This is a genomic window from Pseudomonas sp. DR48 (assembly GCF_019823085.1).
GTDB lineage: Bacteria > Pseudomonadota > Gammaproteobacteria > Pseudomonadales > Pseudomonadaceae > Aquipseudomonas.
This window is the reverse complement of sequence record NZ_CP081946.1, coordinates 2790123-2814716: the sequence shown is the minus strand read 5'-3', so window position 1 is coordinate 2814716 and position 24594 is coordinate 2790123. Positions and strand designations below refer to the sequence as shown.

The 24594-nt window shown below is 56.8% G+C and carries 24 protein-coding genes; 13 read left to right on the top strand and 11 right to left on the bottom strand.

Annotation, left to right across the window (positions count from 1 at the left end; genetic code table 11):
• Window positions 1-91 precede the first annotated feature (91 nt).
• Complete coding sequence (locus tag K5K95_RS12665; RefSeq protein WP_222589710.1) at window positions 92-370, bottom strand: LysR family transcriptional regulator; 279 nt, start codon at window positions 368-370, stop codon at window positions 92-94.
• Between the two features lie 172 nt (window positions 371-542).
• Between K5K95_RS12665 and K5K95_RS12660 the strand changes: the two genes are divergently transcribed.
• The gene (locus tag K5K95_RS12660; RefSeq protein ID WP_221398665.1) at window positions 543-1145 is read left to right on the top strand and encodes a TetR/AcrR family transcriptional regulator; all 603 of its coding nucleotides are present in this window, start codon (window positions 543-545) and stop codon (window positions 1143-1145) included.
• An 81-nt stretch (window positions 1146-1226) separates the two neighbouring features.
• Here K5K95_RS12660 and K5K95_RS12655 read toward each other — a convergent pair whose 3' ends face one another.
• Complete coding sequence (locus K5K95_RS12655) at window positions 1227-1775, bottom strand: nuclear transport factor 2 family protein (RefSeq protein WP_221398664.1); 549 nt, start codon at window positions 1773-1775, stop codon at window positions 1227-1229.
• Window positions 1776-1841: 66 nt separating this feature from the next.
• A complete protein-coding gene (locus K5K95_RS12650) occupies window positions 1842-2267 on the bottom strand; it encodes a MarR family winged helix-turn-helix transcriptional regulator (RefSeq protein WP_260329026.1) in 426 nt (141 codons plus the stop codon).
• A gap of 168 nt (window positions 2268-2435) precedes the next feature.
• On the opposite strand from K5K95_RS12650, the gene K5K95_RS12645 reads away from it, so the two are divergent.
• Together K5K95_RS12645 and K5K95_RS12640 are read left to right on the top strand one after the other, a co-directional pair.
• Window positions 2436-3071 carry a glutathione S-transferase family protein gene (locus K5K95_RS12645; protein WP_222589709.1) on the top strand — a complete coding sequence of 212 codons (636 nt, stop codon included), beginning with the start codon at window positions 2436-2438 and terminating at the stop codon, window positions 3069-3071.
• A 254-nt stretch (window positions 3072-3325) separates the two neighbouring features.
• Window positions 3326-4207, top strand: a complete 882-nt coding sequence (locus K5K95_RS12640) for an NmrA family NAD(P)-binding protein (protein WP_222589708.1) — start codon at window positions 3326-3328, stop codon at window positions 4205-4207.
• A gap of 742 nt (window positions 4208-4949) precedes the next feature.
• Here K5K95_RS12640 and K5K95_RS12635 read toward each other — a convergent pair.
• A complete protein-coding gene (locus K5K95_RS12635) occupies window positions 4950-6506 on the bottom strand; it encodes a methyl-accepting chemotaxis protein (protein ID WP_222589707.1) in 1557 nt (518 codons plus the stop codon).
• Between the two features lie 543 nt (window positions 6507-7049).
• Between K5K95_RS12635 and K5K95_RS12630 the strand changes: the two genes are divergently transcribed.
• From K5K95_RS12630 to K5K95_RS12600, 7 genes are all read left to right on the top strand, one after another.
• A complete protein-coding gene (locus K5K95_RS12630; protein WP_222589706.1) occupies window positions 7050-7301 on the top strand; it encodes a hypothetical protein in 252 nt (83 codons plus the stop codon).
• A 140-nt stretch (window positions 7302-7441) separates the two neighbouring features.
• Window positions 7442-8473 (top strand): phosphate ABC transporter substrate-binding protein PstS, encoded by a 1032-nt coding sequence (pstS, locus tag K5K95_RS12625; protein WP_222589705.1) that lies wholly within the window; start codon window positions 7442-7444, stop codon window positions 8471-8473.
• A gap of 73 nt (window positions 8474-8546) precedes the next feature.
• Entirely contained in the window at window positions 8547-9512 is a 966-nt protein-coding gene (gene pstC / locus K5K95_RS12620; protein ID WP_222589704.1) for a phosphate ABC transporter permease subunit PstC, read from the top strand.
• Window positions 9512-10405, top strand: coding sequence for a phosphate ABC transporter permease PstA (gene pstA, locus K5K95_RS12615; RefSeq protein WP_222590335.1), 894 nt, complete (start codon window positions 9512-9514; stop codon window positions 10403-10405). The genes pstC and pstA overlap by 1 nt, the downstream gene beginning before the upstream one ends.
• Window positions 10406-10407: 2 nt before the next feature.
• Window positions 10408-11241, top strand: a complete 834-nt coding sequence (pstB, locus tag K5K95_RS12610) for a phosphate ABC transporter ATP-binding protein PstB (RefSeq protein ID WP_405046064.1) — start codon at window positions 10408-10410, stop codon at window positions 11239-11241.
• Window positions 11242-11342: 101 nt separating this feature from the next.
• Window positions 11343-12041 (top strand): hypothetical protein, encoded by a 699-nt coding sequence (locus K5K95_RS12605; RefSeq protein WP_222589703.1) that lies wholly within the window; start codon window positions 11343-11345, stop codon window positions 12039-12041.
• Window positions 12041-12676, top strand: a complete 636-nt coding sequence (locus K5K95_RS12600; RefSeq protein ID WP_222589702.1) for a hypothetical protein — start codon at window positions 12041-12043, stop codon at window positions 12674-12676. Before K5K95_RS12605 ends, K5K95_RS12600 begins: the two co-directional genes overlap by 1 nt.
• Before the next feature lie 95 nt (window positions 12677-12771).
• On the opposite strand, the gene K5K95_RS12595 is transcribed toward K5K95_RS12600, so the two are convergent.
• Complete coding sequence (locus K5K95_RS12595) at window positions 12772-14016, bottom strand: saccharopine dehydrogenase family protein (protein WP_222589701.1); 1245 nt, start codon at window positions 14014-14016, stop codon at window positions 12772-12774.
• A 29-nt stretch (window positions 14017-14045) separates the two neighbouring features.
• Window positions 14046-15143 carry a carboxynorspermidine decarboxylase gene (locus tag K5K95_RS12590; RefSeq protein WP_222589700.1) on the bottom strand — a complete coding sequence of 366 codons (1098 nt, stop codon included), beginning with the start codon at window positions 15141-15143 and terminating at the stop codon, window positions 14046-14048.
• 355 nt (window positions 15144-15498) lie between these two features.
• Here K5K95_RS12590 and ppk2 point away from each other — a divergent pair, with 355 nt between their 5' ends.
• From ppk2 to K5K95_RS12575, 3 genes are all read left to right on the top strand, one after another.
• Window positions 15499-16416 (top strand): polyphosphate kinase 2, encoded by a 918-nt coding sequence (gene ppk2, locus K5K95_RS12585; RefSeq protein WP_222589699.1) that lies wholly within the window; start codon window positions 15499-15501, stop codon window positions 16414-16416.
• A 253-nt stretch (window positions 16417-16669) separates the two neighbouring features.
• Window positions 16670-17380, top strand: coding sequence for a PIG-L family deacetylase (locus K5K95_RS12580; RefSeq protein WP_222589698.1), 711 nt, complete (start codon window positions 16670-16672; stop codon window positions 17378-17380).
• A 370-nt stretch (window positions 17381-17750) separates the two neighbouring features.
• The gene (locus tag K5K95_RS12575) at window positions 17751-18128 is read left to right on the top strand and encodes a DUF6124 family protein (RefSeq protein WP_222589697.1); all 378 of its coding nucleotides are present in this window, start codon (window positions 17751-17753) and stop codon (window positions 18126-18128) included.
• Between the two features lie 704 nt (window positions 18129-18832).
• Here the strand turns inward: K5K95_RS12575 and pelG are convergent.
• From pelG to K5K95_RS12550, 5 genes are read right to left on the bottom strand one after another with little or no spacing between them, the layout of a single operon-like run.
• Window positions 18833-20203: an exopolysaccharide Pel transporter PelG gene (gene pelG, locus K5K95_RS12570; RefSeq protein WP_222589696.1), complete on the bottom strand. Its 1371-nt coding sequence runs from the start codon at window positions 20201-20203 to the stop codon at window positions 18833-18835.
• A complete protein-coding gene (gene pelF / locus K5K95_RS12565) occupies window positions 20204-21718 on the bottom strand; it encodes a GT4 family glycosyltransferase PelF (RefSeq protein WP_222589695.1) in 1515 nt (504 codons plus the stop codon). It lies immediately after the preceding gene.
• Window positions 21715-22704: a HEAT repeat domain-containing protein gene (locus tag K5K95_RS12560; protein WP_222589694.1), complete on the bottom strand. Its 990-nt coding sequence runs from the start codon at window positions 22702-22704 to the stop codon at window positions 21715-21717. The genes pelF and K5K95_RS12560 overlap by 4 nt, the downstream gene beginning before the upstream one ends.
• Window positions 22682-24049: a PelD GGDEF domain-containing protein gene (locus tag K5K95_RS12555; protein ID WP_261398148.1), complete on the bottom strand. Its 1368-nt coding sequence runs from the start codon at window positions 24047-24049 to the stop codon at window positions 22682-22684. The genes K5K95_RS12560 and K5K95_RS12555 overlap by 23 nt, the downstream gene beginning before the upstream one ends.
• 5 nt (window positions 24050-24054) lie before the next feature.
• Window positions 24055-24573 (bottom strand): penicillin-binding protein activator LpoB, encoded by a 519-nt coding sequence (locus K5K95_RS12550; protein WP_222589693.1) that lies wholly within the window; start codon window positions 24571-24573, stop codon window positions 24055-24057.
• Window positions 24574-24594: the final 21 nt, after the last annotated feature.

The window sequence follows — 24594 nt, the reverse complement described above, 5'->3', positions numbered from 1 at the left end:
GCGAGGTCACGACGAATCGAATGGAGTGAAGTTGGCTATCATCAATAATGATAGCTATCATGTTTAAGGTCAAAAAAAGGGATCGGCCCGGTCAAACCTTGGTATTGGTGATCGCAGTACAAACGGAGTCCAGCGCCGCCCCCAGCGTCTGTGCCGCACTCAGTGCCCGCGCTGTGGGCACCATCCGGCGACCGATGCGCTCGAACAAAGGGTCGTTGAACAGCCTTCGCAGTCGCACCAGCGCCGCGCTGACGGCGGGCTGGCCCAGCGACAATTGCTCAGCAGCACGAGTGAGGTTGCGTTCCTGGATGAGCGCTTCGAATACCACCAGCAAATTCAGATCGATACTGCGCAGATCATTACGTTTCATGGGGCCGGTCCACGGGGGAATTATTGACTTGAGCTAAAGCCATGGGATCCGCGAGACTTCTGCAGATCCCTATACAGCCATTGCAGCAACTTTATATGACGAATATCATGAAAGCCAGCCCAGCTACATCGTTATGTCCAGGCGACGCCAACCTGGCCACAGGAGCAATTTCATGAAAGTGACGAAAGACCAGGCCGCAGCCAACAAAGAAGCCATCCTTACTGCAGCGTCACGGCTATATCGGGAAAAAGGCATCGACGGAATTGGTATCGGCGAGCTCTCGCGCTCGGTTGGCCTGACCCATGGCGGGTTCTACGGACAGTTTCCGGGCGGCAAGGAACAGCTCGCGTCAGAAGCGGTCAGCCGGACATTCGAGTCCAATATTCAGGATTGGCAAAATGCCAAATCCATTCCCGAGCTCGTCAAGACGTACCTGACACAAGCGCATCTGGATAACTGGACCGAGGGTTGTCCCATTCCTGCATTGGGTGCGGATGTCGCGCGTACCGGTGGCACCGTCAGCAGCTCCTTCACCAGAGGCGTCGAGCATTTAATCGACACCCTGATGGCGTTGGTTGAAGGCGAAAATCATGAAGAGAAGTACCAAGAGTCACTACGCGTCCTGTCATCGATCGCGGGTGCGATGCTGATTGCCAGAGCGCTGGATAACCCTGAACTGTCTGAGCAGTTTCTGCAATCGGTCATTAATGCCTGGCCTGTCACTCCCGCAAAAAAAGAGCGGGCTGCTAAGCGCCGCTCAAAGGATGAAGACTGACTTTACTGTCAGCAAGGGCTTCGCTATGCCGAACATGTGTGGAACGACACCCCCATCATCTTCTGCTCGACGATGGCAGGTTTACGCTTGCTTTAGTTGGGGCATGTACTCGGCAAGCTGAACAGGATCAGTTGTCGGTGGGTTGAGCCTCGTGTTGATGGTTGAACCGCCTATGAACCGCTCGAAGACTTTCCAGCCGTGTTCAGTTCGACGCAAGCGATCCATCATTGGCGAGTAGAGCCAGATAGCGGGCAAATCATCGGGGCTATCGATGGCTTGGCCATCTCCCAGCATCGCAGCCGATTCTGGCGTGGCGTAGCGCACAAGCAAATTCTGATAGCGCACCACCACACCGTCTTCATCGACATCGACAATGTGATTGGTAGCGTGTCGGCTGACCCCTGGAATCAGATACGGATAGTCCTTCTTGAAGAACTGGCGCATCTCATCGTGACCACTAATGGTGCCATGGAAGTGATACGCGACGGCTTCTGGTAGAAAGGCATCGACCATCGCCTCCACATCCCAAGTCTCGAACCACCAATTCAGCCTATTCACGAAGTCGATCGCGCTGATTCGCTCCGCTGGATCGACAACACCCTCGGACGAAATTCTTGGAAAAGCTTTCATGAGTACTTCCTCATTTCGGGATAAGAAAATTATCTGTGTAATTACACATGAAACATGCAAAAAAATTTACTTGCCGACGGCTTGCTCAAGAAGCGAGTTACGAATCAGTACAGCTGAGGCCTCGCCGATTTGATCCTCACGCTCACGCTGCGCAGCTTTCCAGTGGGGTTCGGCCTCTTTCAACTTTGCTCGTCCTTGCGCAGAGAGCGAGAGCTTGATGGCAGAACGCGGCCCTTCAGCATGGCTAGCGATATAACCTTCGCTCTGCAATGGCTTCAGCGCCCGAACTAATGTGGTTCTTTCCATGACCATAACCTCTGCCAAATCGGCGATTAGAATCCTGGGATGTTCATTGATCAACGCAAGAGTGGAAAACTGCGAGACAGTAAGATTCGCAGCAGACAAGTACCGGTCGTAGAGGCGGGTCAGCAGACGCGCGTGGCGTCTGGCGGCGAGACAATGACAAAGGTCGGCGCCATGGGGGCTTTTCATGACGCCCATCATATGTGTAAATACACACCAGTCAAGTACAAAATTGAGGCACTGAGGCTGTGCTCAGCGCCGACGAGACACTGAGAGTGTCAGCAAAATTGCTGAAACAGTCATACATCGTCCCTAGTGGACGCATTCGCGTAACCTATTTTACGAGGCTAGCAATTTATGTCTGAGGTACGAGAGCTTTATGGCGCATCAACGGGGAACAGTCTGCGAGCTGCAATCGCCTTGGCTGAAGCGGGCATAGAATTTACCCCGAGGTGTCTTGACCTTCTCTCTGGCGATCAGCGTGCCCCAGAATATCTGGCGCTTAACCCGTTAGGTAAGACTCCGACATTTGTAGATCACAGCGTCTCACCTACCCTTGTAATCAATCAGTCAAATGCAATTATTCAGTTCGCTGACGAACAGGCCCCTGGTCGGCTGTCGCCCCAAGGGCCGAGTGCTCAACGGTATAGGGTCTACGACCGGTTTTATTTCTTCGTCACGGATGTTATCGCCCCAAGCCACGCCGCTTTTTTTCTGCGCCAGATAGGGCAACAAGATGCATCTGCGCCACTAAACCGGCGAGCGTTGGAACATCTGATGACGGCAGACGCATTTCTCGAGGCCGGGTACATAGCGGGCGATGCCTTCTCGATGGCCGATATTTCTGCGTTTACTTTTGCAAGATCGGTGCGCGACCAAATTGATTGGGAGAAGTTGCCCCGTATGGCACGCTGGCTGGCGTTGATAGAAGCCCGACCCGCAGTGAAGCTGGGCATGCAGGCATTTGAATCCAAGCCGTCATCGCGAAAATGATCCATCAGCGCGACGACTTCGTCTTCCGGCCCCCGTTAGGGAACTCGTTCCGGTGGTTGCCAGCCCTCTCGTCAGATTGCTGACCTCCCGCCAGCCCCCGCCTGCAACGCCCCCCCCTCTAAAACTTACGTGCTGAATTTCCCTAGAACTGAAGAATTCGTTGACAAAGATGATAACCATCATATAACTATATTACAGCCATCATACAAGTCATGCCCATTATGCAGTCGGAAACCAAAAGAGAGAGAAGAACGATGACAAGCCCCACCATACTCGTTACCGGCGCCGGCGGTTTTACCGGTCGGAGAACCGTTGAAATATTGCGCGAGAAAAAACACGCGGTACGTGCGCTGGTCCGCACGAACGATGATCGAGCGGCCAGACTGCGCCAATTGGGCGCTGAAGTTGTGGTCGGGGACCTGCTGGACTTGAACACGGTTCGAGCAGCGCTTGAAGGCACCAAGCGAGCTTATTTCGTTTATCCAATCGCACCTGGCTTGATTGAAGCGACTGCCCACTTCGCTCTCGCTGCTAAAGAAGCCGGGGTAGAGTCAGTTGTAAACATGTCTCAAATTTCCGCACGTCGCGTGGCCAAGAGTCACGCGGCCCTTAATCACTACACTGCCGAGCGAGTGTTTGACTGGTCGGGCCTGGATATGACGCACTTGCGACCGACTTACTTTGCACAGTGGCTGATCTACCCGCACTGGCGCAAACATATTGTTGAACACGGCGAGATTCGCCTGCCGTTTGGTTCAGGTCGTCACGCCCCGATCGCAGCAGAGGATCAGGCTCGACTGATCGCTGCCATCTTGGAAAACCCGCAATCCCACAAGGGCAGGACGTACCCGCTGTACGGTCCGGTTGAACTGAACCAGCAGGGCGTAGCTGACGAAGTCGGCAGAGTATTGGGTCGTGAGATCAAGTACGTGGCGATAACACTGGATCAGTACCGCCAGGAGTTGCAGAGCGACGGCCTACAGCCTTTCCTCATTCAGCATCTGCTGGAAGTTGCCAAGGACTACCAGCACGGCGTGTTCGAGGGTGAGGATTCCATTATTGGCAAAGTTACGGGACAGTCACCGATGACTGTTCAAGCGTTCGTGACCTTGCACAAGGAACTATTCAGCAGATAAAGCCCTTGTCGAGTTGCGATAAGCGTTGCTATAGCCAGACACCCGTAAGCCAACCTGCCTCCGGGTTTCACACGTTGCAGGGCAGTATCCCTTGTTATGGAATCTGGTAGCACAATGTCGAGCCTACTTCATGGCGTCAGGTAAACCGGTCGAAATAGAGAGCCTAAGATCAACAAAAGTTGAGTCATGACCGCTATATTGGATCAATTTCTGCCTGTCGCCCCCGGCAGCTTTACTCAGTTCACCGCTCAACTCGGATACGAAGCACGCTAGACAAAGCGGATGTGAACAGTTGTCAGCCGAATACAAGCGCGCGGCCAAGTGGCGTGCAATTTCGCAAGGTATTCCAGTTGGTATTCCAACTAAAAACCAAAACGAATCTTAATCATAAAAATCAATATGATAAAAGCCAGATTCAGATTACCCCGGCCCACCAAATACGAAGCAAAACAAAACCCGCCAAGTGCGGGTTTTGTTGCATCTGGGGGTTGGGGATTTGTAGCTCGACCATGGCCTGCGAAATGCGCGATCTCACGGGGCAGCGTAAATCTGTAGGCGCGAGGCGTGTTTAGCTGACAAAAATCGACTGACACACCGTGTGCGCTGATACTCCGGCTCTATCACGCCTCTTCCTACAGTGCCGGGGAAAAGCCAAACGCGATTTTTAAATAAATGCGTCCCCTTTTCTCCCTTAAATAAATGCGTCACCTTTTCTCACCCTTTTCTTCACTTTAGAGCAGCCTTACAGTCGAAAGCGCTTAACCAACCCATCAAGTTCATGACCTAAGCGTGCCAATTCAATGCTTGAGGCGGCTGTCTCATCACTAGCGCCAGCGGTTTGTTCAGAGATATCGCGCACGTTCAGCACGCTACGGTTGATCTCTTCAGCCACGGCACTCTGCTGTTCAGCGGCTGAGGCAATCTGCTGATTCATCAACTGAATTGTAGAAACCGTGCGGGTAATATTCTCAAGAGATGTACCGGCGCGACGAGTTAATTCAACACTACTATCAGTCAATGTACGACTGCTCTCCATAATGCTGGATACCTCTCGAGTGCCGCTTTGCAAGCTGGAGATTAGCTTTTCAATTTCTTCGGTGGATTGCTGGGTACGCTGCGCCAGGCTACGAACTTCATCGGCAACTACCGCAAAACCTCGTCCAGCTTCGCCAGCTCGCGCTGCCTCAATGGCGGCATTGAGAGCCAGTAAGTTGGTTTGTTGGGCGACGGCCTTAATAACATCGAGCACACCGCCGATTTTGGTACTTTCCTCTCTGAGATTGCTCATCGCCACAGTGGAGTTGCCGACTTCGATAGCTAGGCGCTCGATTTGAGCCACGGCCTCACCAACAACTTGGTCGCCTTCGCGGGCCTGCTGATCTGCGGCAGCGGCGGCGTCAGAGGCCTCCTCAGCATTGCGCGCTACCTCTTGCACGGTGGAGGTCATTTCGTTCATTGCAGTAGCAACTTGGTCGGTTTCGACTTTTTGGCTGTTCACGCCGGCACTAGTCTGCTCAGTGACGGCTGACAACTCTTCGGCAGCGCTAGCGATCTGGATGACGCTAGCGCCGATACCGCCAATCAATTCACGCAGGCTGGTGGTCATTTGTTGCAGGCTTCTCTGCAATTGCCCTAACTCATCGCGACGATTGACCTCCAGATCCTGACTCAAATCGCCGGAGGCAATACGATCGACGTCCGTGAGGACATGCTGCAACGGTGTAACTATTTGCCGAGTAATGACCCAGGCCGCGAGGACGCCGAGCAGTAACGCCAGCGCAGCGATACTAGCAAGCATGGTTTTAGCAAAAGACGAGTCGGCATTGCGCTTGGCGGATTGTGACGCTATCAACTGCTTGGTGGCACTGAGCAGGATGTCGCCTTGCGCACTCATTCGGGCGAATACCGGAGCCAAATCTGTTCCCGCCTGGCTTAAGGAGCCAAAGGCATCGCGGTACACCTTGACCGCGGCTATCTGCTGGTCAATCAGCGCCAAATCGCTGGGCGAGGTCAGGCTGGCACGCGCAGTGTTCAAATGTTCAGTGAGCTTCTCAAGCGTCTGTAGGATTAACTGGGAGCCATCGCCCTTGGGGTTGAGTTCTACCTGCAAACGATGAACTCGCAAGTCCTTGGTCATCTCGGCGACACGAGCAATGCTCTCTATCTTGACGCCCCGCTCATCAAGACTATTGATTGCTATCCAGCCAGTGAAAGCGAGTAGAGAAGTAAGCGCCAGTACCAGGCCGAAGCCAGTACCTAGTTTGGTGCCTACACGGATATTCCTGATCCAATCAAACATACATGCTCCATGCAGTAGATTACGTTTACTAGCGGGCGAATCTCAGAACCTTATCGGCCGGCTCGTCACTATGTTGAGCAATAACGTGTTAGGCAATGTCTCTCGAGGCTCGCCCTCATGAATGAGACAAAAACATGCCAAATTAATGTCGAATGCCCCAGTTGCGAAAACATCTCATGAATGATCAACGATAGCTGTTCCAGCGTCAGGTTTTGTCAGGTTCCAGCGTGTAGAAAACGACACTCTGTGGCCCACCAAATACGTAGCAAAACAAAACCCGCCAAATGCGGGTTTTGTTGCATCTGGGGGTTGGGAATTTTGGCTCGACCATGCCCTGAGAAATGCGCAATCTCACCAGACAGCGCAAACCTGTGGGAGCGCGGCTGCCCGCGAAGAGGCCTGTTTAGTTACCAGAAAACGACTGACACACAGTGCGCCCTGAGGTGCCAATTCCATCACAACCAAATTCATGCCCGATCCCGTATCCTCAGGATTTCGTCAGGGTCCCCAGTGCCTTTTTCTGCAACCCACCCGAGATCTCATATGAGTAACCTCAAGAAGCTATTCGCAAATGCCCGGTCCGGCTTATCTGTTCAGGAAAAAATCTCTGATGACGGTTGGCAGGCAATCGCTGAGCAATGTGGTGCCGCTGAAATCGAAGAGATCGAACAGCGTATTGCCAGGTTACGAGCAGAGCTGGAAACGGTTGAGGAGTGGGACGGAGATACTCAAGACGACATACATCTCGCGATTTCCAGCTTTACCCGATTACTGAGGTCCGCGAAAGCACGCTAACGTTGCTGGCAGTGATAGAGCCACAAGGATTCAACATGAACAAAACCCCCACCCCAAGCACCCTAACCGCCCAACCATCATAAAAACTTCACAAACTTGCTTCAAAGTTCGGGAGCCCGTTATCACAAGGAGTTCCTTTAATGAAAAGTTTGATCAAGTCTGCTGCGCTCGCCGTTACGGTTTCTCTTTGTGCCTCCTCAGTGTCTTTCGCTAATGACAGCGTCCGCCTGACTGGTTCTGGTGCCAGTTTCCCTGCACCGATCTACCTCACCTGGTTCAAGGATTTCAGCAAGAAAGCCACTGGCGTCACCGTGGATTACCAATCCAAGGGCAGCGGTGCGGGTGTGCAGGACTTCCTGAACAAAACCGTTGATTTCGCGGCCAGTGACTCGGCAATGAAAGACGAAGACATCGCCAAGGTTGCGGAAGGCGCGCAGTTGCTGCCGATGACTGCGGGTGAAATCGTGCTGGCTTACAACCTGCCGGGCAGTCCCAAAGGGCTTAAATTGCCGCGCGACGTTTACTCCAATGTGTTCCTGGGCAAGATCACTCGCTGGAACGATCCAAAGATCGTCGCGGCCAACCCGGAGCTGAAACTGCCTGACATGCCGATCACGGTTGTCGTACGTGCAGACTCCAGTGGTACTACCGCGGTATTTACCAAGCACATGGCTTCAATCAATCCTGAGTTCAAAAAGGAGCTGGGTGAAGGCAATACCGTCAACTGGCCGGCCAGCGACAAGTTCATCAAATCGCCCAAGAATGATGGTGTAACAGCCACCGTACGCCAGACCCCGGGTGCGATCGGCTACATCGAATACGGTTTCGCCAAGCTGGCTAAAGTCGACTTTGCCCAGTTGCAGAACAAGGCCGGCGCTTACGTTGTACCGAACGCGGAAAGTGGAGCAGAGGCTCTGGCTGCGGTGAAGATGCCGGAAAGCCTGGTGGCCTGGCTGCCCGATCCGGATGGCGCCAAGTCCTACCCGATCACGTCCTACACCTGGATGATTTTCCGCAAGCAGAACGAGAGCCCGGCCAAGGCCAAGGCTATGCGCGAAATGGTCGAATACAGTCTGACCGAAGGCCAGAAAATCGCCGATTCGATGGGGTACATCCCCCTGCCGCAATCGGTCGTCGATCAGGTTCGTAAAGCTTCCGCCAACATCCAGTGACGCTCGCGAGGCTCCTTCGGCGTGCGCTATCAGCCTCGCCGAAGGGATTTCCCCCACGCTCCGGAATTAGCCCATGAACAAGCCATTTGTCGTACCGGTTAATCCGGACTCTGCATGCCAGCCCCCTTCTGCAAAGGATTTCCTGCTTGATCGCACCTTTCGCGCGCTTGCGCGGATTGGCGTGGTTCTGGTTCTGGCGCTGGTGTTTGCCTTGGTATTCGAGGTGGGGCGCAAGGCTCTTCCCGGCATCGAGAAGCACGGTCTGGACGTCCTTTTGGGCTCCGTCTGGGATGTGAACCAAGGCAAGTACGGCATTCTGCCGGCCATCTGGGGCACGCTCTACAGCGCCCTGATCGCGTTGGTGATCGCAGGCTTTTTCGGCGTCAGCATGGCGATTTTCCTGACCCAGGATTTCCTGCCTGCCCAGCTTGCAGCCATTTTTCGCACCATTGTCGAGTTGCTCGCGGCGATTCCCAGCGTCGTTTACGGTCTGTGGGGGATCTACGTGGTGATTCCAGCCATTCGGCCTCTCACGGACTGGTTGAACAGCGAACTGGGCTGGATACCTTTTTTCGGCACGACCTTGAGCGGCCCAGGCCTGTTACCCGCCGCCTTGGTGCTGGCCATCATGATCCTGCCGACGATTGCCGCCGTTTCGCAGGATGCCCTCTCGGGCGTACCGATGAAAACCAAGCAAGCCGCCTATGGCATGGGGACTACCCACTGGGAAGCGATTCTCAAGGTGATGGTGCCATCCGCTGCCACCGGCATTTTCGGCTCACTGGTACTGGGCCTGGGTCGGGCCTTGGGTGAAACGATGGCCCTGGCGATGTTGGTCGGCAACTCGAACAATATTTCTCTTTCTCTGTTTGCACCGGCCAACACGCTGGCAGCTTTGCTGGCGCTGAACTTCCCCGAAGCGGGGCCGACCGAGGTTGAAGTGTTGATGTATGCCGCACTGGTACTGATGTTGATCACCCTGATAGTGAACGTCATCGGTTCCATGATCATGGTCTATGCCCAGCGGGGTACTAAATGATGAATGACCTCAGTTCTACTGCAGCCGCGCTGCCAAGTTTGCAGCGCAAATTTGAAGGCCGCGCCCTGCGCAGCCTGGTGTTGACCACTCTGGTCTGGGCGGGCGCCCTGCTGGCCAGCGTGCCGCTGATTTCCGTGCTCTACATGCTGATTACCCGTGGAGGTGCCCGTCTGCGCCTGGAGGTGTTCACCGAACTACCGCCGACCGGGTTCGAGACCGGCGGTGGCTTCGGCAACGCAATGGCAGGCACCTTTGTCATGGTCGGTATCGCAGCCGCAATCGCGGTTCCGGTCGGCATCATGGCGGCGGTCTTTCTGGCTGAACTGGGACCGGACAGCAAGCTGGCCAACGCCGCGCGCTTCGCCGCCAAGATGCTCACGGGGCTGCCTTCGATTCTGGCCGGGGTTTTTGCCTACGCCCTGGTGGTGATGACCACCGGTACGTACTCGGCACCGGCGGGCGGCGTGGCACTGGCAGTGCTGATGCTGCCGATCGTCGTGCTGACCGCTGAAGAGTCGATGCGGATGGTGCCCAAGATCATGAAGGATGCAGCCTATGGAATGGGCTGCACCCGCTCGCAGGTCATCTGGAAAATCGTATTGCCTACCGGCATGCCAGCGATCCTGACCGGCGTGATGCTGGCGGTGGCGCGGGCAGCCGGCGAAACCGCGCCATTGCTGTTTACCGCCCTGTTCAGCAACTACTGGATCTACCACGACGGCAGCCTGGCGGTCATGAACCCGACCGCATCGCTTGCCGTACTGATTTATAACTTCTCCGGCATGCCGTTCGACAATCAGCTTGAGCTCGCCTGGGCGGCCTCGCTCGTGTTGGTGATGATCGTGCTGATTGTGAATATCGTCAGCCGTATTTTCGGCAAGCCGAAGTTTTGAGAATGGGAGCAAATACAGTGAACGTATTATCTGCGCAAAAAGCTGCCCCGTTCGAGGCCCAGGCATCTGTGGTCATGGACTGCAAGCTCGACAAGATTTTTTACGGCAACTTCATGGCGGTCCGTGACAGCCATGTGCCGATCGAGAAGAACAAGATCACCGGATTCATCGGTCCCTCCGGCTGCGGCAAGAGCACCGTGCTGCGCAGCCTCAATCGGATGAACGATCTGGTAAAGGGCTTTCGTTTCGAGGGCCATGTGCATTTCCTCGGGCAAGACGTGTATGGCAAGGGCGTCGATCCAGTGGTCGTGCGTCGCTACATCGGGATGGTGTTCCAACAGCCGAACCCGTTCTCGATGAGCATTTTCGATAACGTGGCTTTCGGCCTGCGCCTCAATCGTTACCAGGGCGATCTGGGTGACCGCGTCAAGCACGCGCTGCAGGGCGCCGCGCTGTGGGATGAAGTCAAGGACAAGCTCAAGGTCAGCGGTCTGTCCCTCTCGGGGGGCCAGCAGCAGCGACTCTGCATCGCCCGCGCTATCGCCACCGAACCGGAAGTCCTGTTGCTGGATGAGCCGTGCTCGGCACTCGACCCGATTGCAACACGCCGTGTCGAGGAATTGATGGTCGAGTTGAAGAAGGACTACACCATCGCTCTGGTCACCCACAACATGCAGCAGGCGATCCGTGTCGCTGACACGACGGCATTTTTCTCGGTAGATATTTCGCAGGGCACGCGTACCGGTTATCTGGTTGAGATGGGCCCCACCGCGCAGATATTCGACAACCCACGTGAGCAAATGACCAGCGATTACATCAGCGGCAAATTCAGCTAATCGACAACCATCCGGTCAGGACCGAATGCCGCCAAGGGCCAAACGACATTGGCGTGCATTCGGTCGCTTTACCTTCTCACTCATCTTCATCAGGATTGCCAATGTTCGCAAAGCGTCGTCTTGATTTGCCCGCGATTGAACGTGCGCTACGTGAGGTGCAAAGTCGATTTGCCGAGCTCAGCACGCAATTCACCGAGCAGCGAGATCCCTTGACGGACGAGGTGCTGCAGAACGTGCTTGAAGGCTATGCCCTGATTGACGACTACGTTGCACGTGATGTCGACCTGTTTGATCTTCAGCAGTTGAATCTGATGCTAGAGATCAATGCCACGGTGCTGTGCGGCCGAGACCCGGCCCGCCGGCTGGAATTCGCTCAACACCTTGCCGCCACCGAGGAACACTTCTTCAACAACGTGGAAGGTGGAATCAAAGACTTGTTCAACTGGTACTCTGCGCATCGCAGCGAATCAGTCTGGAAGCGTGCCGCTGGTGTGTATGTGCGCATCCTCAGCAAGCCGCAATTGTTCATTGAAGGCAACAACCGTAGCGGCTCGCTTATCGTCAGCTATCTGCTGATGCGCGCAGGTCTGCCGCCGTTCGTGCTGACACTGAAAAACGCCGAGGGCTACTTCAACCCGTCCTCGGTCATACGCAACTCCGCCAAGCATGGCGTCAAGGCGTTGTACGAATTGCCCAAGATCAAGAAAAAATATGCAGCTTTCCTGGAAGAACAGGCGCCTGATCCCTTGAAGTTTTTTCTCAAAGACAAACGCGTGCCCGTCCATCAGGGTGGCCGTTGATGGATTGGTATCCAATGCTCGCCAAATGCCGAACTTCCGCCAGCCGGGTATGGCAAGCCATCCAGCGTGCCATCCCGATGCCCGTGTTCAGGCGTGCGCGCATACGGATTTCGTTCGATATCGATGACACGCTGGCCTGCCAACTCCACCACTGCGCAGTCGAGAAAAGCCGGCTGCCGGCCTGTGTTCACCGTTGGCTGGGTGAGCCGTTGCGGATCGGAACACGCTCGCTGACCCAAGAGTTACGCCGCCAGGGCTGCAGCATCTGGGTCTACACATCGTCGGGGCGCACGCCGTCTTACATCCGGCGCTGGTTATTGCTTTACGGGATCCGCGTCGACGGCGTGGTCAACAGTGTGCGGCATAACCGTGCCCTGACGGTGCATGGGCTGTCGAATGCGCCCTCGAAGTTTCCGCCGGCATTCGATATCGACTTGCATGTCGACGATTCCGAAGGCGTACGGATTGAAGGTCATGACCACGGTTTTCGCGTGGTTGTCGTGCATCCGGAAGATGAGCGCTGGGCGCAGAAAGTCCTGGATGCAGTCACTGACGTCCAGGTGCGACTAGCCCGGCAGCAACCGCACAGACACAAGGAGCCCGCGCAACAACGCTCGGAAGTTTTTTCCTCCTGAAGTTCACCATCCAGAAATCACGTACAAACAAAAACGCCGCTCAATGAGCGGCGTTTTTGGCACTGGCAATCAAGCTCAGCGGCAGGTTACGAGCCTTAGACGTTACCGTTCCAGGGACGATCTCCATTCTCGTCCTTGATGCGGGTTGGAAGGCCCATCACGTCCAGTGCCTTGAGGAACGGCTCAGCCGACAGCTCCTCGACGTTGACCATGCGCTGCACGTCCCACTCGCCACGGGCGACCAGCAGCGCTGCGGCCACGGGCGGCACGCCAGCTGTATAGGAAATGCCCTGGCTGTCGGTTTCTGCGTAAGCTTCTTCGTGGTCGGCCACGTTGTAGATGAAGACTTCACGCGGCTGGCCATCCTTGGTGCCCTTGACCAGATCACCGATGCAGGTCTTGCCGGTGTAGCCCGGCGCCAGCGAGCTTGGGTCAGGGAGCACGGCCTTGACCACTTTCAGCGGCACGACCTCCAGACCTTCAGCCGTCTTGACCGGTTTCTCGGAGAGCAGGCCGAGGCTTTTCAGTACGGTGAACACATTGATGTAGTGCTCGCCGAAGCTCATCCAGAAACGCACGTTGGGCACGCCGAGGTTTTTCGACAGGGAGTGCACTTCATCGTGGCCGGTCAGGTACAGGTTCTGCGACCCTACGACCGGCAGGTCGTCGGTGCGTTTGACTTCGAACATGGCGTTGCTGGTCCACTGGCTGTTCTGCCAGCTCCACACCTGTCCGGTGAACTCGCGGAAATTGATTTCCGGGTCGAAATTGGTAGCGAAATACTTGCCGTGGGAACCGGCATTGACGTCGAGAATGTCGATCGAATCAATGCTGTCGAAATATTCTTGCTTCGCCAAAGCTGCATAGGCATTGACCACGCCGGGGTCGAAGCCCACGCCAAGAATGGCGGTGATGTTTTTCTGCTGGCATTCCTCGAGGTGATTCCACTCGTAGTTGCCGTACCACGGTGGTGTCTCGCAGACCTTGCCCGGCTCTTCGTGAATAGCGGTGTCCAGGTAGGCTGCGCCGGTATCGATGCAAGCGCGCAGCACCGACATGTTGAGGAAGGCGGAACCGACGTTGATGACAATCTGCGATTCAGTTTCGCGGATAAGCGCCTTGGTCGCCTCGACATCCAGAGCGTTCAGCGCGAAGGCCTTGATGTCGGCGGGTACTTTGAGGCTACCCTTGGCCTTGACGCTGTCGATGATGGCCTGGCACTTGGAGATGTTGCGCGACGCGATAGCAATACGACCGAGTTCGTCGTTGTGCTGCGCGCACTTGTGGGCCACCACCTTAGCGACACCTCCTGCGCCAATGATAAGAACGTTCTTTTTCAATTGCGGTATCTCTCCTTTATATGTCTGCTTTACGAAAGGCTGGACAGGTAGTCTTCAAAACCAAATTCGCGAACCACTTCGACTGTACCGTCGAGTTGTTTCACCACGATGGATGGCATTTTCAGGCCGTTAAACCAGTTCTTCTTGACCATGGTGTAGCCCGCTGTATCGATGAATGAAAGCCGATCACCGATGGCCAGCGGACGATCAAATTGATACTCACCGAAGATGTCTCCGGCCAGGCACGACTTGCCGCACACCATGTAGGTGTGATCACCCTCGCTTGGCGCGAGCTTGGCGTTGAGGCGATAAATCAGCAGGTCAAGCAGATGGGCTTCGATGGAGCTGTCCACCACCGCCAGGTGCTTGCCGTTGTACAGCGTGTCGAGCACGGTCACTTCCAGCGAGGCGCTGTTGGTGATCGCCGCTTCGCCCGGTTCCAGGTAGACCTGCACGCCGTACTTTTGCGAGAACGCCTTGAGCCGCGCGCAGAACGCGTCCAGCGCATAGCCTTCACCGGTGAAGTGAATGCCGCCGCCCAGGCTGACCCAGCTGACCTTGTGCAGCAGCTCACCGAAGCGTTCTTCGATAGTGCAGAGCATTTTGTCGAACAGGCCGAAGTCGCTGTTCTCGCAGTTGTTGTGGAACATGAAGCCGGAGATCTGGTCGATAACGCCTTCGATCTTCACCGGGTCCCACTCGCCCAGACGGCTGAACGGACGCGCCGGGTCGGCCAGCAGATAGTCAGAGCTGCTGACTTGCGGGTTGACGCGCAGGCCGCGGACTTTGCCTTCGGAACGCTCGGCAAAGCGTTGCAGTTGGCTAATGGAGTTGAAGATGATCTTGTCGCTGTTGTCGAGCATCTCTTCGATCTCGTCGTCAGCCCAGGCGACGCTGTAGGCGTGGGTCTCGCCTTCGAACTTCTGCCGACCAAGCTTGAGTTCGTAGAGCGACGACGACGTGGTGCCGTCCATGTATTGCTGCATCAAGTCGAACACCGACCAGGTGGCGAAGCACTTGAGCGCCAACAGGGCCTTGGCCCCAGACTGTTCGCGGACATACGCGATCGTCTGCATGTTCTTCAGCAGCTTTTGTTTGTCGATGAGGTAGTACGGCGTTTTGATCATTTCGAGGCCTCCGGCAAGGCCAGTCAAAAAAGGATGCGCATTGTGCCTTCACTGACTGCATATCGAAAGAGCAGAAGTAACGCCCGCAGAGTCAATACACTCACCTGAGGCTAGCGTTAAGGGCGTCACTTACTCGCTACGCCGCGTAATAGACGGATATGGTTTTGAACAGTCTGAACCTGATCCGTCGTTTTTACAGCAGCGTCCATCTGAAAATTATCGCCAATGTTGCGGCGATCATCCTGCATAGTCGCTTAATCAACCTGTAAACCGGATGAAACACCAACGCTCGTCACCGCCTCGTCACAAATTATGAATAGCATTTGCGCGGCCACCCACGACGTGAGTTCTCACCATGCCTTCAACCCAGGACACCTTGATACAGCGCATCCACCGCGAGCTGCTCGATCACAGTGACGAAGAGCTGGAACTGGAATTATCCGAAGACGGACATGACCTGAATGCGCTGTTTGATGAACACGCCGAGGACGGAAGCGAGAAGGAAGCCCGACGACTCTACTTCAGCGAACTGTTCCGCCTGCAAGGCGAACTGGTGAAGTTGCAAAGTTGGGTGGTCAAGACCGGCCACAAAGTGGTGATCCTGTTCGAAGGACGCGATGCAGCCGGCAAAGGTGGTGTCATCAAGCGCATCACCCAACGACTCAATCCTCGGGTATGCCGTGTCGCGGCCCTGCCTGCGCCCAACGATCGCGAACGTACTCAATGGTATTTCCAGCGCTACGTCTCGCACCTGCCGGCAGCGGGTGAAATCGTGCTATTCGACCGCAGCTGGTACAACCGCGCCGGGGTCGAAAAGGTCATGGGGTTTTGCAATGACGATCAGTACGAAGAGTTTTTTCGCACGGTGCCAGAGTTTGAACGGATGCTCGCCCGTTCCGGTATTCAGCTGATCAAATACTGGTTCTCCATTTCCGACCAGGAACAGAACCTGCGCTTTCTCAGCCGCATTCACGACCCGCTCAAACAGTGGAAACTCAGCCCCATGGATCTTGAGTCCCGTCGACGTTGGGAGGCTTACACCAAGGCCAAGGAAATCATGCTCGAACGCACCCACATCGCCGAAGCGCCATGGTGGGTGGTGCAAGCCGACGACAAGAAAAAAGCCCGACTCAACTGCATCCATCATCTGCTCGGCCAAATGCCCTACGAAGAGGTTGAACTACCGGTGATCGAACTGCCGAAACGCGTGCGTCAGGAGGACTACTCGCGCAATCCGACGCCACCGGAACTCATCGTGCCTCAGCTCTATTAAGACGAATAAATTCAACGTAGCCCAGCCCAACAGATACGAAGCAAAACAAAGCCCGCCGAGTGTGGGTTTTGTCGTATCTGGGCTACCCGATATTACTGAAACCCGAAGTTGTCAGTCGCTAATAATTCGCACTCTTAAAAGCATAATTTTTCCAGATACCGAAGCGTTTTCGACGCTGACTTGCGCGCCTGATATTTAAACTTGGCTATACCTGAGGAGAGGCACCGATTTTACTGTCGGGAGACGGAATTCAATGCGTTTGCCAATCCCGCAACACATCACCGTAATCTCCCCACATTTAGATGATGCTGTCTTCAGTTGCGGCTGCCTTTTGGCTGAAAGTCGAGACGCTCTTGTCATTACAGTATTCGCTGGCGTGCCTGATCCTGAAATAGCGACCCCGGCGTGGGACAGAGCAACAGGTTTTAGTAGTGGGTATCAAGCCGTGCTCACGCGACGTTATGAAGATGCGGAGTCGATGCGCAGACTCGGTGCGAAAGGCTCATGGCTCAACTTCTGGGACGGCCAGTACGGTCGCGGCTATCAAACGACTGACCTCGTACCGGCGCTAAAAACAATCCTTGAGCGACGGGGCGGAACCGTTCTCATGCCCATGGGCCTTTCCCACCCCGACCATCTGCTGACGAGCAATGCCTGCCTGGCGGTTCGCGAAGCGTTTCTGCTTGCGCAACCGTACGAAGAGGATGGCGCCACTGACCGGCCAATGAACTGGTTCGTCTATGAGGAGGCTATCTATCGACAGCTTCCGGGGCTGGTCTTGACTCGGCTCGCCGCCTGGAGGCAGGCTGGACTAAAAATGAGCGCCGTTCAATTTCCGACCTCAAGTGCAAAAAAGAAAGCCCACGCTGTAGGCGCCTACCGGAGTCAACTTCCGCTATTCGGAGCCTCCAAGCGCGCCGATATAGGCTCCCCTGAACGCTATTGGCGGCTTGATGCCGAGTAGCCGTTACAAGGTATTTGAAGCATCTTTTAAACAACATATCTCGCACTGATCCTACAGACGCTCCGGTTTTCGGAGATGTTTCCGACAAGTCGCGGCGGTTGTTGGGTAGGAAGCGGAGTGGATAGGCTTTGTCGGTCGCTGCGCATCAGCGACCGGGCCTGGAAACCCGAGGTATTGAAGGCGTAATAGCTCGACAAATGGGATACTGCGGCGATTTTTTTTGATCGCCGCTCCCCATATGGCGGCTGTACGTGGGAGACCTTCGGGTCTGCCGGGCTCCTTCTGCCTCGGTTTCCAGCCCGCGTATAGCTGCCACCCTTTCGCTTGGAACGAAAGATTGGTAGCTCCATCACGCAGAAGGAGTTACACCATGATTAAAGAAACACCAAACCCGCCCGCCGCGGACGACGTCTCTCCCTACGAATCCGCCGACTCCAAAAAATTCAACGACGCGGCCGAACGCGCGCTGGATCACTACCTCAACCCCACCGCCCTCAAATCACCGGCCAACCGCAAACCCAGCACCATGTTCCTGATTGCGCCGGACATCAAAGACGAAGACCTGCTGGCCCACACCTGCGAGTCGCTGGCCCAGGCCAGTGTCATGGCCAGTGACTTCGCCGGCTACCTGGAAGGCCCGCACCGACACACAGCAATGGCAATTCAGCAAATCGTCATGCTGGCCGAACTGGCCGTGAACCGAATGCTGGATAACGTCGAATTGCCAAAACCCGCGCCACACTGCTAATCCCTGTGGGAGCGGGCTTGCCCGCGATGGCGGCCTGACAGTCACCTTATTTATTGACTGAACTACCGCTATCGCGAGCAGGCTCACTCCCACACTGGATCGTCGCCGGACACAGCTTTGGTATTCACCGCCGATCACCTGTGGGAGCCAGCCTGCTGGCGATGGCGGCCTGACAGTCACCTTATTTATCGACTGAGCTACCGCTATCGCGAGCAGGCTCACTCCCACACTGGATCGTCGCCGCACACAGCTTTGGTATTCACCGCCGATCACCTGTGGGAGCCAGCCTGCTGGCGATGGCGGTCTGACAGTCACCTTATTTATTGACTGAACTACAGCTATCGCGAGCAGGCTCACTCCCACACTGGATCGATGTCGCACACAGCTTTGGTATTCACCGCCGATCACCTGTGGGAGCCAGCCTGCTGGCGATGGCGGTCTGACAGTCACCTTATTTATTGACTGAACTACCGCTATCGCGAGCAGGCTCACTCCCACACTGGATCGTTGTCGGACACAGATTTTGTATTCACTGGCGATCACCTGTGGGAGCGGGCTTGCTCCGGGCGGCGTTCCGACGATGGTGGCGTGACAGTCACATAGATTCCAACCGACCCACCGCTATCGCGAGCAGGCCACAGTCAAACAAAAAAAAGGCACTGGACTATTTATCGCCAGTGCCTTTTTTCATGCCTGAAAATCCGTCAGCGCGACAACATAAACGTGTCGTACTCCAGATCCTCAAGCGCCGTTGAGAGCCTGTGTAAACCCAGCAATACACAGATCAGCAACGACAGCGTAAACCCGTACCCGAAGAAGCTTGGGCCCAGGTACATGCTGAACAGCGTCAACATCGCGTTCAACACCGCAAACAGCACGCACAGTTCGAGCACTACGGTGCGTTTGTCGAGGTAGAAGAACACGTTGAGCAAGGCCATGAACACCACCTGGATGCTCACACCGATCAGGTCGATATAAAACAGCGGCAGGTAATAACTGGAGATGCCCAGCCAGTCCAGCAGTCGAGGCGCAAACAGGAACAACAGCACCGCCGTCAGCCCTTGCACCTTGCAGATTTCCAGCAAACCCTGACGGATCGACAAGGTCATTTCGGTTTTCAGCTGGCCGATGTGCTGCAGGGTTTCGCCTTCGCGAATCGCCCGGAACAGACGGTCATACCATTCGGCAAAGTCGGTCTCGATGCGCACCAGGAACACCGCCATGCCGGGGATGATCGCCAGGTACGCGAGGAAGATCGGCAAGTCGTAAAGGATCGAGGCGCGCAGCGGGCCGACAATTTCGTTGGAGGTTCCGGGGTTGAACCAGAACATGAATTTGTCGATCCAGATCCCCAGGTTGTAGAAGAAACCGGTGGCCAGCAGGCTGAGGAAAACGTTGCGCCGCTCGAGGAAATCGAAGGCGATCAGTTTTTCGGCGCGGTACTCGCGCAGGATGTCGTAGAGGAACAGGAACAGCAGCGTGCTGTGCCCGATCAACAACGCCAGCAGCAAGCCCGGCATCTGCAGGAAGCTCAGCACGTAGGCACTCGCGACCATCAGCGTGTAACCCACCAGCATCACCAGCAGGATGCGGTTATAGGCCTTCATCCCCGAGAGGAAGATGATCACCAGCCACAAGTTGCACAGCACCACGAAGTTGGCCAGCACCAGCACGCGGTAGATCAGCGGCTGATCGAACAACAGGCCCAGGACGATGATCCCCAGCACGCCGGCGCCCAGGGTAACCATCAACAACACGCCCAACAGGTTGGGCAGGATCTGGTCGTACTTGTGCTCGAACAAGCGGTCGGACACGAAACGGGTGAAGAACAACTGCAAGCCACCCGTCAGGATCAACGAGGTGGCCATCAGGTACGTCACCGTCACCAGGAATTGCCCGACCAACGCATTCGGCAGCAACAAGCCGATGCTGATGATGCCCACCAGCATCACGCTGATGATCGACAACACCCACGGGCCGGAACTGATCAGCCCGGCGTAGACGTAGGCGTGCAACGTTGCGGTGTAGGAATCGCGCGAAAGGATTTTTCGCAGTTCAAAGCCAATACCGGCCATTTAGCTGTTCTCCATGGCGGCTTGATACAGGTCGCGGTAACGCTGCAGCATCAAGGCTTCGGTGTAATAACGGGTAACCCGCAACAAGCCGCTGGCCTGGGCGGCCTGCCAGCGTGACGGGCTGCGCAACAGTTCAAGGATTGCGGCGCTGGTGGCTTGTGGATCGGCAATCGCCACCACTTTGCCGGCGTGCCCCAGGTCACGGTCTTCGGCGCTGCCGCCTTCGATCAGCTCGCGGCACGAACCGACGTCGCTGCTGACCACCGGCGTACCGGCGGCCCAGGCTTCGAGGATCACCAGCGGCTGCGCTTCACTGATCGACGTCAGGACCATCAGACCGAGCTTAGGCAGGATCTCCTGGATGCGCTGGAAGCCGAGGAAATGCACCTTGCCCTCCAGGCCCAGACTGGCCATCAGGCTGCGGCATTCGCTGACGTATTCCGGGTCTTCTTCTTCCGGGCCGACGATCCAGCCTTCGGCGTTCGGCATGGCGCTGATCACGCCGCGCATCGCTCGCAGAAAGGTTTTGACGTCCTTGATCGGCACCACACGGCCAATCAGGCCGACCACTGGCGCAATACCCTCGGCGCGCGATTCCAGCGCCGCGGTCCACACCGGCAGATCGATGCCGTTGGGAATGACTTGGGTACGGGCGGCAATGGCGCCGTCCTTGATTTGCCGCTGACGGTTGCCGTCGTAGAGCGCGATGATGTTGTCGGCGCTGTTGTACGTCAGCTGACCAATGCGTTCGAAGAAACGCACCCACAAGGTTCGGATGTAACCCGAGCCGGCATCGAGGCTGCGGTTCAGCGCCTGGCCGGAACTCTCGGCGATCCAGCTGGCCTGGGCCAGGTCGATCTTGCGTTCCTTGGTGTAGATCCCGTGCTCGCTGAGCAAATAAGTGCAGTTCCAGCGCTGCTTGAGAATGCAGCCGAGGAAGCCCGCATACCCTGTGGAAATCGAGTGCAGCACCCGCGCTTTCGGCATCCGTTGCGCGGCTTCGGCGAGCATCAGCAACGGCGACTGCATCGCGCGCAGGGTCCAGAAATAATTGACGAACGAAGGGTCGGCGCAATGCTGACGATAGCCTTCGCTCAACGACTCCCAACTGGCGCGGCTGCGCAGCACGTCGTCGAGGGTCATGCGGCCCTGGGCGATGCAATCGAGCAAGCGTTCGCCCAGCGCCGGGGCTGGCGCGTCCGGGTGATGCAGGAAGCGATACAAGTCCTGCAATTGCTGCGAGTCAGCCTCACGCGGATCGCCCAGCGTGTTGGTCGGATGCGTCGCATCTTCGAGGAACACTTCTTCGATGTGCAGCACATTGGCCGGCACGTCGTAGCGACGGGACGGATACGCCTGACGCTGGCCGCCGATGAACATCACCGAAAAGGTCAGTTCCGGCAGGCCGAGAATCATCTGGTGAATCCAGCTGGAAACACCGCCGCGCACGTAAGGCCAGGTGCCTTCGAGCAGCAGACAGATGTCGGCAACCGGTGCCTGTTCCTTGTGCATCATGTCCAGCTCCTGACCAATGCGGCGAACGGTGGCCGCTGACGGGTTTCCTCGGGAAGGCGTGCGAGCAAGCCGGGAATTTCGTGGTAACGACCGGACTCGAACGCCAGCTCCGCACGAAACGGCAGCACTTGTGCCGCGCCCATTCCGTTTTCCTGGGCCAGACTCAACAGCACTTCGGCGCGCTCGACGTCACCGCGCTCCAGCGCGATGCGCCCGGCCAGCAAGAACAGCTCACCGCCCTCGCCCGCTGCCAGGCCAAGCTCGGCATGTTCGCTGGCCTGGGCAAGTACGTGGTCTAGCACGCTGCCTTGCGCCAGCCCCAGATACGCCAACTCCCAGTACCAGCGCGCCAGCCTGCCGTGCAGCGCACCCGCCGCTTTGGCAGTGGCGTCGACCAGTTCGCCGAGGGCGATCTGGATGTGCAGGTTGATGTCGCTTTCCTGTTTGTCGAGCATCGAATAAGCCAGCAAGCGCACATCGTCGCTCGGGTCGGCCAGGGCCAGTTTGAGAATCGGCACGGCTTCTTTGCCAGGCATGCGACGAGTCGCCAACAGGGCGGACAGGCGCTGATCCGGATCGGGCGCATGACGCAGCACGTCCTGCAAACCGCCGTCGGCAAAAATCGGCGAGTGCAGTTGCAACTGAGCCCGGTACGGCAGTTTCGGGATGCCCACCGCTTGCCACGCTTGCTTGTCGCGTTTGCGCGGCAGGTACAGCGCCGGGAAGATTGCCGCCACCACGCCGACTGCGCCAAGCACCGGCACGAAGAACGCCAGGCTGAAGATAAACAGCGGGCTCCACGGCAGCGGCGAACGGTAGCGCGCCGGCAGCAACAGCCACACGGCGGCGCACAACATGACGCACGCCAGGCCGTGACTGAGGGTGAACACCAGCAATTGTTGTAACTCGGGCGCCGCGAGCCACAAACTGGCCCAACTGCCCGCCTCTAACAACAAGGCTCCGCTAAACAGCCACTTGCTGATCATTCAAGCCACACTCGTTGAACAGGAAATTACGCAGCCCGTTGCGTTCACAGCCAGGCTCCAGGTTGAACGGCAGCACGCGTACGCCAAGGTTTTCCAGGCTGCTTTCAATGCCAAAGTGTTCGTGCAGCATCAGGTTCATGCGCGCCAGATAGCCTTCGGTGCCTTGCGGACTGGTCAACGGCAGCAGCACCAGCAATAGCTGATGATCGCGGTTGTTGCGCAGCGGCAATTGCAGATCGAGGCCACGCTGGCTGCGTTCGAACAGACGCGACAGCTCTTCATTGGGACGGGTCATTTCAAAGGCGAAAAGACCGGCCGCCAGTTTGTGCTGCTCGACATCGACCAGCGAACGCTTGAGCTGCGACGTGAACTGTTGCGCATCGGCGTCGGCCAGTTGCAGCACTTGCGGGTCGCGGCGCAGCAGGTCGGCGATGTGCCCGGCGAGCAACGCCAACAGGCTCAATGTGCGATCCTGGAAGGCGAAGAACGGCATCTGCCGAACCGCCAGAATCGCCAGCAGACGACCTTCGGCATCGATCAGCGGAATACAGGCTTGCAACGACGAGAACTGTGCCGAGCTGCCGGCATCGATCAGTTCCTGACGCACGCTGACCAGTTCGCCACGTTCCAGGCACAGCTTGACCAGACCGTCTTCAGTGCCCAAAGGCCCCATGACGCCAATCGTCGCCAGTGCTTCGGGCAAGACGTTTTCTTCGCGCTCGTCCACGCGATACAACCCGGCCACGCGCAGCGCGCCGTATTGGCCCAGCATGGCGACGATCGGATCGGCCAGCGCCGCCAGTGCATCACCTTCGTCCGGCATCACCCGCAACTTCTCGCGCAAACCCAGCAAGGAGCTGCGCAAGCTTTGATCGCTGCCCGCCACGCGCTGCTCCAGCAGGTCGTGAGAGACGCGCAAAATCTGGTGCGCGCGGGTGAACTCGTCGAGACGATACTGGCGGTAATCGTTGGCCATCTGCAGGCGTTGCAAGCGCCGTTCCCACAGATCGCGAACCTCGCCCACCAGCATGCCGCTGACCAGTACGCCGACAATGAAGGACGGATCAAGCTGCGCGTAGGCTTCGTGCCCGATGTAGCGCAGTGCGAACAACGCCATCACCAGCAGGCTGGCGCTGAGCAAGCCGCGCACAAATCCATAACGCACGCCCAACAGCAGCGGCGCCAGCACCGGCCAAGGGAAACCGCTGTGCATCTGCAGCGGGTCTTGCGGGGTCAGCCACAAGCCCAGGCCGATGGCGCCGCCCGTTACCAAAAGCGTTTCCAGCCAAGACACCGGGCCGCTGGCACGCGGCGCGAGGCTGTAATCCATGTGGGGAGAATTCATTGCATTCACTCGAACCGAAGGGCGCCAACAAGTTTGTCGAGCACCGTTTGCGCGGTGCCGGCGAGGCTTTCACGGGACCAGCCCGCACGGGCGCCGCTTTTGCTCCAGAGCACACGACCGCTGCTGGCTTCGAGCACGCGCAGGCTGATGCCCACCGCCGGTTCGCCGTCCAGGCCGTTCTTGTATTGCCACTCTTCGACGCTGCCCGCGACGACATAATCAAGCTTTTGGTCGCGCGCCCAATCGAGAGCGCCGGCCAGACGTTCGTTGTCGTCCATCAGCGCTTGTTCGCCTTGGGTGCTGACCGGGTAAACCCGTGGTTGCAGACCATGGCTGCTGAGTACGCTGAGCAGGATTTGCTCGGCGCGTTCGCCAGCTTGCGGGGTTTGCGAATAGTTGATCATCGGCACGGTGCCCCACTTCGCATTACGCGGAAGATTCGGGCTGGTGTCGCCGGTGAAGCTGGCGCAACCGGCGACAAACAGGACTGCCAGAGCCAGGCTCAGATTACGAATCGCTTGCATCAGTTTTTCTCCTGTAAACAT